The following is a 15,869-nucleotide window of genomic DNA, read 5'->3' as shown; positions in this document are numbered from 1 at the left end:
CTGGGCTCGTCGGGACGTCAGGAGGCCATGACGAGGTCGCCCGAGTCGCCGAAGGTGAGGCGGCAGGTGTCGGCGCGGTAGGTGGCCACCGAGACGGCGGCGGTGCGGCCCTCGGAGAGGTAGCGGGTGGTGACGACGAGCACCGGCGCACCGGGCAGCCGGTCCAGCTCCTTGGCGTCGTCGGCGCGCGCGGAGCCCAGCTCCACGGAGCGGTCCTGGCCGTCGAGGACGAGGCGCTGCAGCTCGCGCAGGACGGCGCGGGCGCGGGCGGGGCCGGCCGAAGCGTCGGCGGCGGGCGGCTGGGGGACGCGGCCGGACGGCACGTACAGCAGCTCGGCGGCGACGGGCTGGCCCTGGCTGACGCGCAGTCGGCGCACCACGTGGACGGGCTCGTCGGGGCCGATGTCGAGCTGGCGGGCGACCGCGGCGGGCGGTACGTCGGTGGCGGAGTCGAGGGACTGCCAGACGTCCTCGCCGGCGCCGGGCCAGGCCTGCTGGGCGGTGGAGACGTCGACGCCCATACGGGGCGGGGCGACGGTCGTGCCGACGCCGCGGCGGCGCTGCAGCCGGCCCTCCAGCTCCAGCTGTTCCAGGGCCTGGCGGAGCGTGGCACGGGCGACGCCGAAACGGGCCGCGAGCTCGCGCTCGTTCGGCAGGATCTCGCCGACCGCGAAGTCCGAGTCCAGCGCCTCGCCGATCACGGTCTTGAGGTGCCAGTACTTCGGCTCCGGCACCGAATCCAGCTGCGTGGTCCCCACCCTGATCCTCCGCAAGATCCGTGTCCTCGGCGGCTTTTCCGCGCCCTTGTTTATTAAAGGTTCCTGCACTAACTCTGCGACCATAGGACGGCGCTTCTCCTTGGTCAAGACCAATCCTGCGTCGGGTCCGCTCAGTCCCGGCGTTCCGGCGGGGATGTTCACAGGACGTTCGCGCCGCCGTGAGCCCTGCGCAGCAAACCGCCCCGGGTCCGGGCGGACTCGGGGCGGCTCAGTAAGCAGCGGGGACGGGGATCAGGCGGGCACGGCCTGGAGTTTGTCCGGGTTACGCATGATATAGACGCATTGGATCGCGCCGTCGGCGCTCTCGATCTGGAAGACCACGTCGACCCGGCCGTCCACGGTTCCGACCAGCGCCGGAGCGCCGTTGATCTCGTCGATGCGGTACGTGTAGTCCGCGACCTCCGACTGCGCGACGGCGAACAGGAACCGGCCCACCTTGTCGGCGCTCTCCACGACCCGCAGCGGGCTCTTGGACTTGCCGCCGCTGTCGCCGACGAGCCGGACGTCCGGCGCGAGCAGCGCGAGCAGCTCCGCCAGGTCCCCGCCGGCCGCCGCCTCGAGGAACCGCTCGGTCAGCGCGCGCCGTTCGCCGGGGTCGACGTCGTACCGGGGCCGGCCCTCGTCGACGTGGCGGCGGGCGCGGCCGGCGAGCTGGCGCACGGCCGGCTCGGTGCGGTCGAGTACGCCGGCGATCTCGGCGTACGGGAAGCCGAAGGCCTCGCGCAGCACGAACACCGCGCGCTCCAGCGGGGAGAGCGATTCGAGGACCACGAGCACGGCGAGCGAGACGGACTCGGCGAGCACGGCCCGCTCGGCGGTGTCGGGCACGGCGGGGCCGAAGTCGGTGACCACGGGTTCGGGCAGCCAGGGGCCCACGTACGCCTCGCGGCGCGACTGGACCTGGCGCAGCCGGTCGACGGCGAGGCGGGTGGTGACCCGGACGAGATAGGCGCGGGGCTCGCGGACGTCGGCGACGTCGGCGGCGGACCAGCGCAGCCAGGCCTCCTGGACCACGTCCTCGGCGTCGGCCGCGCGGCCCAGCATCCGGTACGCGACGCCGGTCAGCAGCGCGCGGTGTTCTTCGAACAGATCGGTCGGGGTGTCGGTCGCCACTCCCCCATCCCAGCCCAGGGGCCCGGGCCGTGTCCAGTTTCACCCGCCTTCCCTTGAACTCGCCCCTACCGGTGGACAATTCTTCCTGACAGGGTGTCTAAGGACGATGGGACGTCCGAGACAGGGAGCACGCGCATGTCCGCACAGATCGAGTTCACGATCGACACGCCGCTGGGGCCGGGCGAGGTCTCGGTGACGTACGACCGGCGCGGCACCGGCGAGCCCCTGCTGCTGCTCCACGGCATCGGCCACCACTGGCAGGCCTGGGAGCCGGTGATCCCGGTCCTCGCCGCCGAGCGCGACGTCATCGCCGTGGACCTGCCGGGCTTCGGCGCGTCCGCCCCGCTGCCGGACGGCTGCGGATACGACCTGGCGACGGTCGTGCCGGTCCTGGGCGCGCTGTGCGAGGCCCTCGGGGTCGACCGGCCGCACGTCGCGGGCAACTCGCTCGGCGGGCTCCTCGCCCTCGAACTGGGCCGGCAGAAGCTGGTGCGCTCGGTGACCGCGCTCTCCCCCGCCGGCTTCTGGTCCGAGAGCGAGCGGCGGTACGCCTTCGGCACCCTGCGCGCGATGCACGCGGCCGCCGGCGCCATGCCGCTGCCGCTGATCGAGCGGCTGTCCCGCTCGGCGGCCGGCCGGGCCGTACTCACCGGCACCATCTACGCCCGGCCCGCGCGCCGTTCGCCCGAGGCGGCGTTCGCGGAGGCGCTCGCCCTGCGCGGGGCGACCGGCTTCCGGCGGACGCTGGAAGCGGGCCGCGGCATCGCGGTCACCGAGGACGTCGCCGGGCTGCCGGTCACCATCGCCTGGGGCAGCCAGGACCGGCTGCTGCTGCGCCGGCAGGGCGTCCGCGCCAAGCACGCGATCCCGGAGGCCCGGCTGGTCCGGCTGCCGGGCTGCGGCCACGTGCCGATGAACGACGACCCGGCGCTGGTCGCCCGCGTCATCCTCGACGGCAGCCGCTGACAGCCGCTGACGGCACGCCACCTCGCGGGCCCCGCAGCGTTGTTCACGCGGGGTTCGCGCGGTCGCCGCCGCCGGGCGTTAGGCATGGGTCGGCACACCGGCCCGCCCGACCCGCCTGGAGGCGACGATGTCGTACGGCACACCGAGTCCGAACCCCGCCCGGCGCAGCGTGCTGCGCGGCTCCCTGGCCGCGACGGCGGCGCTCTCGCTGGGCGGCGCCGCCCCCGCGCTCGCGCTGTCGGGACGGCCCCGCGCCGCCTGGGGCGTACAGGCCGGGGACGTCACCGCGACGTCGGGCCTGGTCTGGGTGCGGTCGGACCGGCCGGCCCGGATGCTGGTGGAGACCGCGGCGACCGAGTCGTTCCGCGGCGCGCGCCGCTGGTACGGGCCGCTGCTCGGCCCCGGCAGCGACTTCACCGGGACGAGCGCGCTGCGCGGACTGCCGCCGGGCGAGCAGATCCACTACCGGGTCACCCTGGCCGACCCGGACGACCCGCGCCGTACCGGCGAGACGGTGACCGGCACCTTCCGTACCGCTCCGGCGCGCCGCCGGGACGGCGTGCGGTTCCTGTGGTCGGGCGACATCGCCGGACAGGGCTGGGGCATCAACCCGGACATCGGCGGCTTCCGCGCCTTCGAGGAGATGCGCCGGCTGAACCCGGACTTCTTCCTGTGCAGCGGCGACACCGTGTACGCGGACGGCGTGCTCCAGCCGAGCGTGACGCTGCCGGACGGCCGGGTCTGGCGCAACCTCACGACGCCGGAGAAGTCGAAGGTCGCCGAGACCCTCGACGAGTACCGCGGCAACTTCCGCTACAACCTGCTCGACCACAACGTCCGGGCGTTCAACGCCCAGGTGCCGTCGGTCATGCAGTGGGACGACCACGAGGTGCGCAACAACTGGTACCCGGGCCAGATCCTCGACGACGCCCGCTACACCGAGAAGGACGTGGACGTGCTCTCCGCCCGCGCCGTGCAGGCGTTCGGCGAGTACTTCCCGGTCTCCACGCTCCAGCCGCGCGGCGCGGACCGGCGGATGCACCGCGTGGTCCGGTACGGCCCGCTCCTTGACGTGTTCGTCCTGGACATGCGCTCGTACCGGAACCCCAACTCGCCCGGCCGGCAGGCCGACGACACCACCGGCATCCTGGGCGCGGAGCAACTGGAGTGGCTGAAGCGGGAACTGAGCCGGTCACGCGCGGTGTGGAAGGTACTGGCCGCGGACATGCCGCTCGGCCTGGTCGTGCCGGACGGCGCGGCGAACATCGAGGCGATCGCCCAGGGCGACCCGGGCGCCCCGCTGGGCCGCGAGCTGCAGATCGCGGAGCTGCTGCGGTTCGTCAAGCACCGCCGGATCACCGGGACGCTGTGGCTGACGGCGGACGTGCACTACACCTCGGCGCAGCACTACGCCCCCGAACGGGCCGCCTTCCAGGACTTCGCGCCGTTCTGGGAGTTCGTCTCGGGCCCGCTCGCGGCGGGCGGCTTCCCGGCGAACGCGCTGGACGCGACCTTCGGCCCGGAGCGGGTCTTCGTGCGCGCACCGCAGCGCGCCAATCTGTCGCCGATGGAGTCGCCCCAGTACTTCGGCGAGGTCGACATCGACGGCGACAGCGGGGAACTGACGGTCCGTCTGCGTGTCGAGGGCGGTCTGGTCCTCTTCTCGAAGGCGCTGCGGCCGGGGCTGGTGGGCCAGTAGAACGCCGAACCCTCCCTTCCAACTTGCCCTCTCAGCAACGACTTGCCATAGTGGAAAGTAGTTGCTGGTCGACACAAGGGGGAGAGTCATGGCCGAATTCGCCGATGCGGCAGAGGCGTTGACGCGTTCGCGTGCGATGGAGGAGAAGGTGCGGGGGCGCAGCCGCTGGTACGTGCGGTACCTGGTGGTCTACGGGCTCGCGCAGGCGGTGCTGGTGCCCGCGGTCCTGCTGTGGCACGGGCCGGTGGCCGTCGCGGTCTCCACGACGCTGTTCGCGCTGTGCATCGCGGGGCTGAGCGCCTTCGCGGCCAGGCAGCGAGCGGTGCGACGGGGCTTCGGGACACGTCACGTGCTGATCATCGTGAGCTGGGGCGTGCTGTACGCCGCGGCGCTGCTGATCGGACCTCAGGTCGCGAGGGACAGCGTGCCGTTCGCCATCGGCGCGGCGCTGTGCTGCGCCGTGCCGATCGCGGTCGGCGTCCGCCTCGAACTGCGGGACGGGGCGGCCGCGTGAGCGACGGCGCGAAGGCCGGTTCCCATCCCCGGCACGATCTGGAGCCGCTGCTGACCTCGCCGGTGCGGCTGTCCGTCGTCGCGGCTCTCACGCCGCTGGACAAGGCCGAGTTCGCGTTCGTGCGCGACCTGGTGGAGGTGACCGACTCGGCGCTGTCCAAGCAGGTCGCGGCGCTGGAGGAGGCCGGCCTGGTCTCCGTGGACAAGGGCCGGGTCGGGCGGCGCACCCGGACCTGGCTCAAGCTCACGGAGGAGGGCCGGGCGGTGTACCGACGGCACCTGGAGGCCCTGCGGGCGATCGCGGGGGCGTGACGGGGGCTCACGCGTCGATTGTCAGTGCGAGGGCCTACGGTTTTCGGCATGACGCGATCCGTACAGGCGCTCGCCTACGCGCGCCCGTCCGCCCTGGAGTCGTCCGGGGGCGGCCGGGTGCTCGGCCTCGAGACCTCCGGGGGGCTCACGCCCCTCGGGGCCGAGGCGCATCCCCGTTTCTTCGCCGGGTTCCTCAGCTCGCCCCAGGTCGCCGCCCGGGGGCTGCTCGCGGTGGCGGACGTGGCGGTCGCGCGATACCACCGCAGACCGGGTCCGGGCTCGCTGGATCCGGTGGTGACGGGCAACGGCGACCGGCTGCGGTTCGAGTCGTTCTCGGGCTGCGGCGGCGTGTACGCCCGTCTGGACGTGCTGAGCGAGGGCCTGGACGGGGCCGGCACCGGGCATGGCACGACGAACGTCGACGTCAACAACCCGCTGCGGGAAGCTCTGTCCCGGATGACCGGGGAGGAACCGCTGCATCTGCGGGTCGGCCCGGAGGAGCTGGCGGTGACCACGCTCGGCGGGCGTGTGGTGGAGAAGAAGGTGCCCCTGCCGGACCGCTGGCTGCGCGGCTTCGCCGAGGCGCAGGTGGTCAGCGCCGGGTTCGACCTGCGGGCGGAGCTGCCGGGAGCGGAGGCGGTGCGGTTCCTGCGCGGACTGCCGCGGGCCGGGGGCCGGGGGCGAGGGCCGCTGTGGGTCGTGCCGGCCGGGCGGACGCTGCGGCCGACGACCCGGCCGGGCCCGGGCGCGGTCTGCCTGCCGGGGCCGGAGCGGCTGGTCGCCCTGGAGCGGGTGCTGCGGGCCGCGACGGCGCTGCGCGTGTACGGGCCGGCGCCCGACGGCGCCCCGACCGCGAGCGCCTGGGAGGTCGTCCTGCCGGGCATGCGGCTGACGCTCACGCTGTCGCCCGACGCCTCGCGCGGCTTCTCCGGCGAGGGCGGCGTGCTGGAGGCGCTGGCCGGCGAGGAGGCCGCGCAGGACGCGGAGCTGCTGGCCGTACTGCTCGCCTGGGAGCCGCGGATCGAACCGGCCGACCTGGCCGAGCGGTCCGGGCTCTCCGTGGCACGGGTGCGCGCGGCGCTGACCCGCCTCGGAACGGCCGGCCGCGTCGGGTACGACGTGGCGGACGCGGCGTACTTCCACCGCGAACTGCCCTACGACGCCGACCGCGCCGAGCGGCACAACCCGCGGCTGGTGGCGGCACGGGCGCTCGTGGCGGAGGGGGCGGTGACCTTCGACGGCGGGCCGGCGTCCGCGCTCCCGGCGGCCTCGATGGCCCCGGCCTCGGTGGTCTCGGGTGAACAGCGGTACCAGGTGCGGGAGTCGGGCGGGGCGCTGAGCTGCACCTGCTCCTGGTGGGCCGACTACCAGGGCCGGCGCGGCCCCTGCAAGCACGCGCTCGCGGTGCGCCTGGCGCGCCGCGACGGACAGACCGGAGACAGTCGATGATCCTCACACGCGATCCGGCCGAGCTGCTGCTGAAGACCGTCCGCAGGGGCGCGTCGGACGAGGTGCCGGCCCTCCTGAAGGCCCTGGACGCGGCCGAGCGCAAGGCCGTGCTGGTCGAGCTGAAGGAGCTGCGGACCGGGCTGCTGCGCGGCCGCCTGCGCTGGCGGGACTGGCGGCGCACGCTGTGGGCCCTCCGTGTCGCGGGCGCCGGCTGCCAGACGGGCGCGGCGGCCGTTGCGACCTGGCTCGCCGCGCGGGACACGGAGGACTGGAGCGGCGAGTCCCACGCGGCCACGCTGGAGGTCCTGGCGGACCGCGACCCGGCCTGGCTCGGCGACGTCGCGCGGCGGCTCGCGGACCGGCGGGCCTTCGTGGAGGCCGAGTTCCGGCTCGTCCAGGAGCTGGTGCTGCGCTCCGGCGGTGAGGTGCCCGCCACGGACGGGTACGTGGCCGGGTGGACGGAGTCCCTCGACCACACGAACCTGGCCGATGAGCTGCGGGCCCACCCCCACACCCGGCTGCTCGTGCGTCGGCTCTTCGAGCTGACGGAGACCCCCGGGCCGCTGAGTCGGAACACCGCCCGGTGGGACGTCGAGCCCGCCACCCACACGACCTGGCAGGAGGCCCTGGGCCTGCTGGCGACGGAGGGCGTACTCGACCGGCGGGACCTGCTGGAGGGCTGCCTGGCCCGGCTGGTGCGCGGGGGACGGGCGCACGACCTGCGGTTCCACCTTGCGCTGCTCCAGCGGCTCGCGCCGACACAGGAGGAACTGCGGGCGCACACCGCCGACCTGCTCGGCATGGCCGCCGACGGCCCGTCCACCGTGGCGGGCCACGCGCAGGAGGCGCTCGCCGTGCAGGCTCTCGCGGGCGAACTCCCGGACGCGCTGCTGGCGGAGATGTCCGGCGCGCTGCTGTTCCGTACCGAGAAGAAGCTGGTGCGGGCTCAGCTGACGCTGCTCGGCAAGGTCCTGAAGCAGCGGCCCGCGGCGGTCCCGGAGCTGTTGCCGGTGGTCGCGGAGGCGTTCGGTCACGCGGACAGCGACGTGCAGTTGCGGGCGCTGAGACTGGTGGGCGCGCATCTGTCCGCCGTGGACGGGGCGGTGCGGGAGGAGCTGGCCGCGGCGGCGGAACTGCTGAGTGCGGTCCACCGGCCGGCGGCCGTCGAGCTGTTCGGTGCGGCCCTGCCGACGGAACCCGGCCTGCCGTACGAGGAGTTCCTGCCTCCGGTGCCGGAGCGGCGCAGGCTCGCCCCCGCCCCGGGCACGCTGCCGGAGCTGCTCGAGGACCTGGTCCCGCTGGTCAAGGGACGCCGCAGGGCGGCGCCCGGGGCTCTGGACCGGGTGCTCGACGGTCTGGTCCGGCACGCGGCACGGGACCGGGAGGCCCTGGCGGAGGCGGTACGCGGACCGGTCGCCGACGCGTGGTGGCTGAGGGAGGGCGACCGCCGCAACGACAACTACTTCCGGCACTCCGCGCAGGGCATCGAGGTCGTGCTCGCGGCGCTGTTCGGCAGGGTGCCGCGGGAGTTCCTCGACGCCGGCCGGGCGCGGCGGCACGTCCACCCGGACTGCGTCCGGCACGTCCCGGAGGCCGTCCTCGAACAGCGGCTCTGGGAGATCGCGGATCTGATCGGCACGCCCGCGCTGCCGTTCCTGCTGGCGACACCCACCTGGCACACCGGCGCCCTCGACGCGGCCGAGCTGGTGGAGCGCCTGCGGCTGTACCGGGACGCGGGCCGCGAGCCCGCCCCGGCGGACTTCGCGCAGGCGCTGCTGCGGGTACGGACCTCCGGTCCGGAGGCCGCCGGCTCGGCCCGTGCGGCGCTGGCCCTGGGCACGGCGGCCGGCGACCGGCTCGCGGCCCGCCTGACCGACCCGGCGCCGCTCGCCCCCGTGCTGCGGCTGAAGGACCCGGTCCCGCCGCGGGCCAACGGGTACCTGTACTGGTCGGAGCGGATCGAGCTCACCGCCCGTGAACTCCCCCAGGGGCAGCCGGAATTCCCCGGTGCGTTCCAGTTCCTGGTCCGTACGCTCGACACGCAGCCGGGGCAGTGCCGGCTCTGGGGCAACGAGCGGGAGTCCCTGCCCCTGGTCCTGCCGGTGGACGGCGAGGCTCTGGCGTCCTGGCTGCTGCCCAGGCTCGCGTCGGGCGTCGAGTGGGGCGAGCGGGGCGCGACGTGGTGGCTGACGGCGCTCGCCGAGACGGAGGGCCGGCTCGGCGCGGCGGGGCGGCTCGCCCTGGCGTGCGGCATGACGAGCGCCCACGCGGCGGACCGGCTGACGGCGGTGGACGCGCTGCTGGTGCTCGCCGCCCGCGGGGAGCTGGACGCGGCCGGCGTCGGGACGGCGCTCGCCGGGCTGGTCCTGGACGGCTACGCCAAGCCCAACCGGGCAGCGGACGCGGCCCGTACGGCGGCGGTGACCGGCGCGTACGGCACCACCTGGTCGCTGCTCGCCGCGCTGCTGCCGCCGCTCCTTCAGGAGGCGAAGCCGGTACGCGGGCTCGGCGAGGTCCTCGCGGTGGCCGCGGACTGCGCCGAGCAATGCCGGCCCGGCGGTGCGCTGACGGGGCTCGACCGGGTGGCGGGGCGCGGGGGTTCGTCACAGCTCGTGGTGCAGGCGAAGCGCCTGGCGATCGCACTCGCACACGAAGCCGGTCAGGAGGTGTCGGAACCGGTGGAAAACCATCAGTAATCCACCAGATTGGGGTTTAACCCGTCAGTCACAAAGCGTTCGTGATCACGCAACACCGCTCGGCCACAGTGAGTGCATGACTGATGTGACTTCTGCGAAGAGTGCCCGCCGTCCCCATCACTGGCGGCGGGACCTCATCGAACTGGCCGCGCTGTTCACGGCCGTGGTGGTGGCCGACACGATCGCGAAGACCGTGGTGAAGGGTCCTGACGGACCGTACCTCCTGGTGGCCTCCGCGGTGGCGCTCGCCGCCACGACCGCGTTCCACACATGGTGGGCACGAAGGCACAGCCATGCGCCGCCCGCCGGCGATCCCGGCGGCGGCGGGACGTCCCCGCTGCCGCCGCAGCGCGCCGGCGCCCGGCCCGCCGGGTCCGCGACCGGGACCGGGACCGAGTCCGAGACCGTACTGTGGCGGATGCGGACCACGGTCCGGGACGCCCCGGGCAGCCTCGCCGCGCTCTGCACGGCCCTGGCCCGGCACGGCGTCGACATCCTCACCCTGCAGACCCACCCCCTCGCCGAGGGCACGGTCGACGAGTTCCTGCTGCGCGCCCCCGCCGGCCTCCAGGCCGACCGGCTCACCGGCGAGATCGCGGCGGCGGGCGGCCACAGCACCTGGATCGAGCGCGCCGACGCCCACGACCTCGTCGACACCCCCACCCGGCTACTCGGCCTCGCCACCCGCACCGCCCTCGACGCCGCCGAACTGCCGCTCGCGCTGCGCCAGCTCCTCGGCCGCTGCACCATCCACTCGCTGCCCGCCGTCTCCCCCACCGGCCGCCCCAACCGCGAGTCCGCGCCCGTCGAGGGCGTCCTGGAGGAGACGGTGATGCGGCTGCGCGACCCCAACGGCGGGGTGATCACCGTGGAGCGGCCGTACCTGCCGTTCACGCCCACCGAGTTCGCCCGAGCCCGGGCGCTCGTCGAGCTGGACGCCCGGCTCGGCCCGCGCGTCCCGCGCAGCCGGGACGTGCTCACCCTCCCCGAGGGGAACGAGATCACCGTCCGCCGGGCCGACCAGAGCGACCTCGTCGCGGCCCGCGCCATGCACGACCGCTGCTCCGACCGCACCCTGGGCCTGCGCTACCACGGCCCGGTGGCCGACGCCGACCGCTATCTGAACCACCTGCTCAGCCCCCGCTTCGGCCGCACCCTCGCGGTGCTGACCGCCTCCGGCCGTCTCGTCGCCCTCGGCCATCTGCTCTGGGACGGCGACGAGACGGAGGTCGCCCTGCTGGTGGAGGACGACTGGCAGCGCCGCGGCATCGGCTCGGAGCTGCTGCGCCGGCTGATCGCGCTCGCGGTGGAGGCCGGCTGCGGCAGCGTGTACGCGGTGACACAGTCGTCCAACACGGGCATGGTGGCGGCGATGCGGGCGCTGAACCTGCCCCTCGACTACCAGATCGAGGAGGGCACCCTGGTGATCACCGCACAGCTGGACGCGGCGCCGGCGCGCCGTCTGCTGCCGGACGAGGCGTACCGACGGCAGGAGCGCTGAGCGCCTGCGTCAGGTCCTGCCACAGGTCCTCGACGTCCTCCAGGCCCACCGACATCCGCAGCAGCCGGTCGCTGACGCCGGCCGCGCGGCGGTCCCCCTCGGCCACGATGCGGTGGCTGATGGAGGCGGGGTGCTGGATCAAGGTGTCCACGCTGCCGAGGCTGACGGCCGGGGTGATCAGCCGGACCCCGGCGGTCACGGCGTGCGGATCGCCGCACACCTCGAAGGCCACCATCGCGCCGCCGATGCGCGGATAGTGCACCCGGGCGATGCGGGGGTCGGCGGAGAGCCGCCGGACCAGTTCCGCCGCGGTCGCCGAGGCCGCCCTGACCCGTACCGGCAGCGTCGACAGGCCGCGCAGCAGCAGATAGCCGGCCAGCGGATGGAGCACGCCGCCGGTCGCGAACCGCACCTGGCGCAGCGCGCGGGCGAACTCCTCGTCGCAGGCCACCACGCCGCCGAGCACGTCGCCGTGGCCGCCGAGGTACTTGGTGGCGCTGTGCAGGACGATCCGCGCGCCGTGCCGCGCCGGCTGCTGCAGCACCGGGGTGGCGAAGGTGTTGTCGACCAGCAGCGGCACAGCACCGCAGGAATGCGCCAGTGCGTCGAGGTCGACCTCGGCCAGCGTCGGGTTGGCCGGGGTCTCCACCATGACCAGGCCGGTGTCGGGACGGATCGCGTCCGCGACGCCCGCCGGGTCGGTCCAGGTCACCTCGGTGCCGAGCAGCCCCGCGGTGAGCAGGTGGTCGCTGCAGCCGTACAGCGGCCGGACTGCGACCACGTGGCGCAGGCCGAGGCTCGCCCGGACCAGCAGGACGGCGGTCAGGGCCGCCATGCCGCTGGCGAAGGCGACGGCGCTGTCGGTCCCCTCCAGGCGGGCGAGGGCGTCCTCGAAGCGGGCGGTGGTGGGGTTGTCGAGGCGGGCGTAGACCGGCGGGCCGTCCGGGCGGGCGCCGGTGCCGGCGAACGCGTCGATGCGGGCGGCCTCGGCCCGGGTGTCGTACGAGGGGTAGGTCGTCGACAGGTCGAGCGGCGGGGCGTGCAGGCCGAGGGAGGCGAGGTCTTCGCGTCCGGCGTGCACGGCTTCGGTGGCGAGAGCTCTGGGGGTGGTGGCCGTAGCTCTGGGGGAGACGTCGTTGTCCATGGCGGCACCCTGAACGGATACCGGGGAGTAGCGAAAAACCGGCGTGTTACGTTCGCCGCATGGCCGAATCCGTCGTACTCGATCCGATCGATCTGCACATTCTTCGCCTCTTGCAGAACGACGCCCGGACCACGTACCGGGAACTCGCGGTCGAGGTCGGGGTGGCCCCGTCGACCTGCCTCGACCGGGTGGCCCGGCTGCGGCGCACCGGAGTGATCCTGGGCAACCGGCTACGACTGGATCCAGCCAAACTCGGCCGGGGTCTCGAGGCGCTGTTGTCGGTCCAGGTTCGGCCCCACCGTCGTGAACTGATCGGTCCGTTCGTCGAACGGATTCGCGCCCTGCCGGAGTCCCGGGCGCTGTTCCATCTGACCGGACCGGATGACTACCTGGTTCACGTGGCCGTTTCGGACACCGCTGACCTGCAGCGACTCGTCCTCGACGAGTTCACCTCACGGCGCGAGGTGGCGCGCGTGGAGACCCGGCTGATCTTCCAGCAGTGGGAGTGCGGCCCGATGCTGCCGCCCGGAGCCGGCGCTCATTTGTCAGCCGACTGAGTTCGGATGAGGGTGACGCGGGGGCGCCGGAGAGGCCAGGATGAGCCGCATGCCAGAGACTTCCAGCAGCCCGCTGCCCCGCCAGGTCGCCGACACCTACGTCGACGAACTCATCGCCCTCGACCCGATCACCGGTACCTACCTGGGAGTCAACGAGAGCGCCGGACGCCTTCCGGACTTCTCCCCCGCCGGACAGGAGCAGGTGGCCGAACTCGCCCGCCGCACGCTGGCCCTGCTCGACGAGGCCGAACGCCGTCCGGGTGCCGACAGCGACGCCGAACGCCGCTGCGGCCGGCTGCTGCGCGAGCGGCTCAACGCCGAACTCGCCGTGCACGAGGCCGAGGAGGGGCTCTGCGCGGTGAGCAATCTGCGCTCCCCCGCGCACAGCGTGCGGATCGTCTTCACCGTGATGCCGACGGAGACGCCCGAGGACTGGGCGGCGGTCGCCGAGCGGCTGCGCGCGGTGCCGGCCGCCTTCGAGGGGTACCGTGCCTCGCTCGAACTGGGCCTGGAGCGCAAGCTGTTCGCCGGCCCGCGGCCGACGGCCACGTTCGTCGGGCAGCTCACCGAGTGGGCGGGCGACGCAGCGGAGCGGGGCTGGTTCGAGGAGTTCGCCGCCGGCGGTCCGCAGGAGCTGCGCGCCGAACTGGACGAGGCGGCGCGCGGTGCGACGGCGGCGGTGGCGGCGCTGCGGGACTGGATGCGCGAGGTGTACGCGCCGGCCGTCGCCGACGCCCCGAACACCGTGGGCCGGGAGCGGTACCGGCGCTGGTCGCGGTACTTCAACGGCACGGACTTCGACCTGGACGAGGCGTACGCGTACGGCTGGGCCGAGTACCGCCGGCTGCGCGGCGAGATGCGGGCCGAGGCGGACAGGATCCTGCCGGGCTCGGACCCCTGGGAGGCGCTGGCCCACCTGGACGTGCACGGCACGCACATCGAGGGCGTGGAGGAGGTGCGGGTCTGGCTGCAGCAGCTGATGGACGAGGCGATCGAGGCGCTGGACGGCACGCACTTCGAACTCGCCGAGCGGGTGCGGACGGTGGAGTCGCGGATCGCCCCGCCGGGGGGCGCGGCGGCCCCGTACTACACCGGCCCGTCGGAGGACTTCTCCCGCCCCGGCCGCACCTGGCTGCCCGTGGACGGGGAGACCCGCTTCCCGGTCTACGACCTGGTGTCGACCTGGTACCACGAGGGCGTGCCGGGCCACCACCTGCAGATCGCGCAGTGGGCGCACGTCGCGGACACGCTCTCGCGCTACCAGGCCACCATCGGCAGCGTCTCCGCCAACTGCGAGGGCTGGGCCCTGTACGCGGAGCGGCTCATGGACGAACTGGGCTTCCTGCCCGACCCGGAGCGGCGGCTCGGCTACCTGGACGCGCAGATGATGCGCGCCTGCCGGGTGATCGTCGACATCGGCATGCACCTGGAGCTGGACATCCCGGCGGACTCGCCGTTCCACCCGGGCGAGCGGTGGACGCCGGAGCTGGCGCAGGAGTTCTTCCAGCAGCACAGCAGCCGTCCGGCGGCGTTCGTGGAGAGCGAGCTGACCCGCTACCTGTCGATGCCCGGGCAGGCGATCGGCTACAAGCTGGGCGAGCGGGCCTGGCTGCTGGGCCGCGCGAACGCGCAGGCCCGGCACGGTGACGCGTTCGACGCGAAGGCCTGGCACATGGCGGCGCTGTCCCAGGGCCCGCTCGGTCTGGACGACCTGGTGGACGAGATCTCGAAGCTCTGACCCACCCTGCGAGGATCCCCGGGCGCGGCTTGATCGCCCGGGGATTTCCCTGTTGTGTGACGCCCATGACGGGATACTCACCGGACGCCACCGACCGGCGCATCATCGAAGCCCTGCAGAACCAGGGCCGGGCCAGCTTCACCGAACTCGCCAAGTCGGTGTCCATGTCGGCCTCCGCGGTGACCGAGCGGGTCCGGCGTCTGGAGGAGGCCGGCGTGATCACCGGCTACACCGCCGTGATCGATCCCGAACGGCTCGGCCTGCCGATCCTCGCCTTCGTCCGGCTCCGCTACCCCAACGCGAACTACAAGCCGTTCCACGACCTCCTCGACACCACCCCGGAGATCCTGGAGGCCCACCACGTCACCGGGGACGACTGCTTCGTCCTCAAGGTCGCCGCCCGCTCGATGAAGCACCTGGAACAGGTCTCCGGCAAGGTCGGCGCACTCGGCTCCGTGACCACCAGCGTCGTGTACTCGTCACCGCTGTCCCGCCGCCCGATCAGCCAATGACAGGAGCCGATGCCCCATGTCCCCGCACCCGCTGCTGAACGCCGGATCCGTCGACGGCCTGGAGACATACCTGCAGGAGGTGGGCACCGTCTTCCGAGCCTTCCGGGAACAGGACTCGGGCTGTGTCTCCTTCGGGGTCGCCATCGCCGACGAGCGGTGGTTCGTGAAGGGCGCGACCACGACGCCGGCGACGACATCACTCAGCCGCGCCATCGCCGTGCACGACGCGGTACGGCACACGGCGATCGTGCCGCTGCGTCACCGCTTCCGGCTCCGGGACGGACTGGCGCTGGTGTACCCGTGGGCCGACGGCGAGGTCCTGTACCACCCGACCGCGGCCGGCCACGGCGGGCGGTCGGCTCCGGACAGTCCGACGGCCCGCTTCCGCGCTCTCCCGGTCCCCGAGATCCTGCGGGCCCTGGACCGGATCCTCGACGCGCACCTCGCGGTCGAGCAGGCCGGTTTCGTCGCCGTCGACCTGTACGACGGATGCTTCCTGTACGACTTCGCAGCGCGCCGCATGCAGCTGTGCGACCTGGACGAGTACCGCCCCGGACCGTTCGTACTGGAAGGCGACCGCCTGCCCGGCTCACGGCGCTACATGGCACCCGAGGAGTTCGTCGAAGGCTCCACCATCGACGCTCGCACGACCGTCCACGCACTGGGCCGGACCCTGCGCCTCCTCCTGGACGCCGGCGACGAGGAGCAGCAGTGGCGGGGCTCCGCCTCCCAGCTGGCAGTCGTCGAAGGCGCCACCGCCCCCGCCCCGCACCACCGCTTCCCCACCATCAAGGCCCTCGTCCAGGCATGGCACGCCGCAAGCGGGTTCTCCGCACCCCCCTCGTCGTGAGCCGCTAAATGCGCTGCCGCCGGTCCGGCCCCGTCGCTAC

The 15,869-nt window shown here is 73.8% G+C and carries 14 protein-coding genes; 11 read left to right on the top strand and 3 right to left on the bottom strand.

Features of this window, described 5'->3' with window-relative positions; all coding sequences use genetic code 11:
* Positions 1-17: 17 nt before the first annotated feature.
* Together ACGFMM_RS33330 and ACGFMM_RS33325 are read right to left on the bottom strand one after the other, a co-directional pair.
* Positions 18-758, bottom strand: coding sequence for a GntR family transcriptional regulator (locus ACGFMM_RS33330; protein WP_393650233.1), 741 nt, complete (start codon positions 756-758; stop codon positions 18-20).
* Between the two features lie 252 nt (positions 759-1,010).
* Positions 1,011-1,892 carry an RNA polymerase sigma-70 factor gene (locus ACGFMM_RS33325; RefSeq protein ID WP_393650232.1) on the bottom strand — a complete coding sequence of 294 codons (882 nt, stop codon included), beginning with the start codon at positions 1,890-1,892 and terminating at the stop codon, positions 1,011-1,013.
* Between the two features lie 135 nt (positions 1,893-2,027).
* Here ACGFMM_RS33325 and ACGFMM_RS33320 point away from each other — a divergent pair, with 135 nt between their 5' ends.
* The 7 genes from ACGFMM_RS33320 to ACGFMM_RS33290 all read left to right on the top strand — a co-directional run bounded on the left by ACGFMM_RS33320 (position 2,028) and on the right by ACGFMM_RS33290 (position 11,028).
* Complete coding sequence (locus ACGFMM_RS33320) at positions 2,028-2,858, top strand: alpha/beta fold hydrolase (protein WP_393650231.1); 831 nt, start codon at positions 2,028-2,030, stop codon at positions 2,856-2,858.
* A gap of 127 nt (positions 2,859-2,985) precedes the next feature.
* Complete coding sequence (locus ACGFMM_RS33315) at positions 2,986-4,557, top strand: alkaline phosphatase D family protein (RefSeq protein ID WP_393650230.1); 1,572 nt, start codon at positions 2,986-2,988, stop codon at positions 4,555-4,557.
* An 88-nt stretch (positions 4,558-4,645) separates the two neighbouring features.
* On the top strand, positions 4,646-5,071 hold the full coding sequence (locus tag ACGFMM_RS33310; RefSeq protein WP_393650229.1) for a hypothetical protein: 426 nt from the start codon (positions 4,646-4,648) through the stop codon (positions 5,069-5,071).
* On the top strand, positions 5,068-5,382 hold the full coding sequence (locus tag ACGFMM_RS33305; protein WP_393650228.1) for a winged helix-turn-helix domain-containing protein: 315 nt from the start codon (positions 5,068-5,070) through the stop codon (positions 5,380-5,382). Before ACGFMM_RS33310 ends, ACGFMM_RS33305 begins: the two co-directional genes overlap by 4 nt.
* Before the next feature lie 48 nt (positions 5,383-5,430).
* A complete protein-coding gene (locus ACGFMM_RS33300; RefSeq protein ID WP_393650227.1) occupies positions 5,431-6,831 on the top strand; it encodes a winged helix-turn-helix transcriptional regulator in 1,401 nt (466 codons plus the stop codon).
* Positions 6,828-9,527 (top strand): DUF6493 family protein, encoded by a 2,700-nt coding sequence (locus ACGFMM_RS33295; protein WP_393650226.1) that lies wholly within the window; start codon positions 6,828-6,830, stop codon positions 9,525-9,527. The genes ACGFMM_RS33300 and ACGFMM_RS33295 overlap by 4 nt, the downstream gene beginning before the upstream one ends.
* A 76-nt stretch (positions 9,528-9,603) precedes the next feature.
* The gene (locus tag ACGFMM_RS33290; RefSeq protein ID WP_393650225.1) at positions 9,604-11,028 is read left to right on the top strand and encodes a GNAT family N-acetyltransferase; all 1,425 of its coding nucleotides are present in this window, start codon (positions 9,604-9,606) and stop codon (positions 11,026-11,028) included.
* On the opposite strand, the gene ACGFMM_RS33285 is transcribed toward ACGFMM_RS33290, so the two are convergent.
* Positions 10,955-12,172 (bottom strand): trans-sulfuration enzyme family protein, encoded by a 1,218-nt coding sequence (locus ACGFMM_RS33285; protein WP_393650224.1) that lies wholly within the window; start codon positions 12,170-12,172, stop codon positions 10,955-10,957. The genes ACGFMM_RS33290 and ACGFMM_RS33285 overlap by 74 nt on opposite strands.
* A gap of 59 nt (positions 12,173-12,231) precedes the next feature.
* Here ACGFMM_RS33285 and ACGFMM_RS33280 point away from each other — a divergent pair, with 59 nt between their 5' ends.
* From ACGFMM_RS33280 to ACGFMM_RS33265, 4 genes are all read left to right on the top strand, one after another.
* The gene (locus tag ACGFMM_RS33280; RefSeq protein ID WP_393650223.1) at positions 12,232-12,729 is read left to right on the top strand and encodes an Lrp/AsnC family transcriptional regulator; all 498 of its coding nucleotides are present in this window, start codon (positions 12,232-12,234) and stop codon (positions 12,727-12,729) included.
* Between the two features lie 49 nt (positions 12,730-12,778).
* Positions 12,779-14,467: a DUF885 domain-containing protein gene (locus ACGFMM_RS33275; RefSeq protein ID WP_393650222.1), complete on the top strand. Its 1,689-nt coding sequence runs from the start codon at positions 12,779-12,781 to the stop codon at positions 14,465-14,467.
* Between the two features lie 65 nt (positions 14,468-14,532).
* Positions 14,533-14,979 carry an Lrp/AsnC family transcriptional regulator gene (locus ACGFMM_RS33270; protein ID WP_393650221.1) on the top strand — a complete coding sequence of 149 codons (447 nt, stop codon included), beginning with the start codon at positions 14,533-14,535 and terminating at the stop codon, positions 14,977-14,979.
* A 16-nt stretch (positions 14,980-14,995) separates the two neighbouring features.
* Positions 14,996-15,829 carry a serine/threonine protein kinase gene (locus ACGFMM_RS33265; RefSeq protein ID WP_393650220.1) on the top strand — a complete coding sequence of 278 codons (834 nt, stop codon included), beginning with the start codon at positions 14,996-14,998 and terminating at the stop codon, positions 15,827-15,829.
* The last annotated feature ends 40 nt before the right edge of the window (positions 15,830-15,869 follow it).

The sequence above is a fragment of the Streptomyces sp. NPDC048604 genome, assembly GCF_043199435.1.
Taxonomy (GTDB): domain Bacteria; phylum Actinomycetota; class Actinomycetes; order Streptomycetales; family Streptomycetaceae; genus Streptomyces.
Note: the sequence above shows the minus strand (reverse complement) of the source record. Positions and strands in the feature narration are given on the sequence as shown.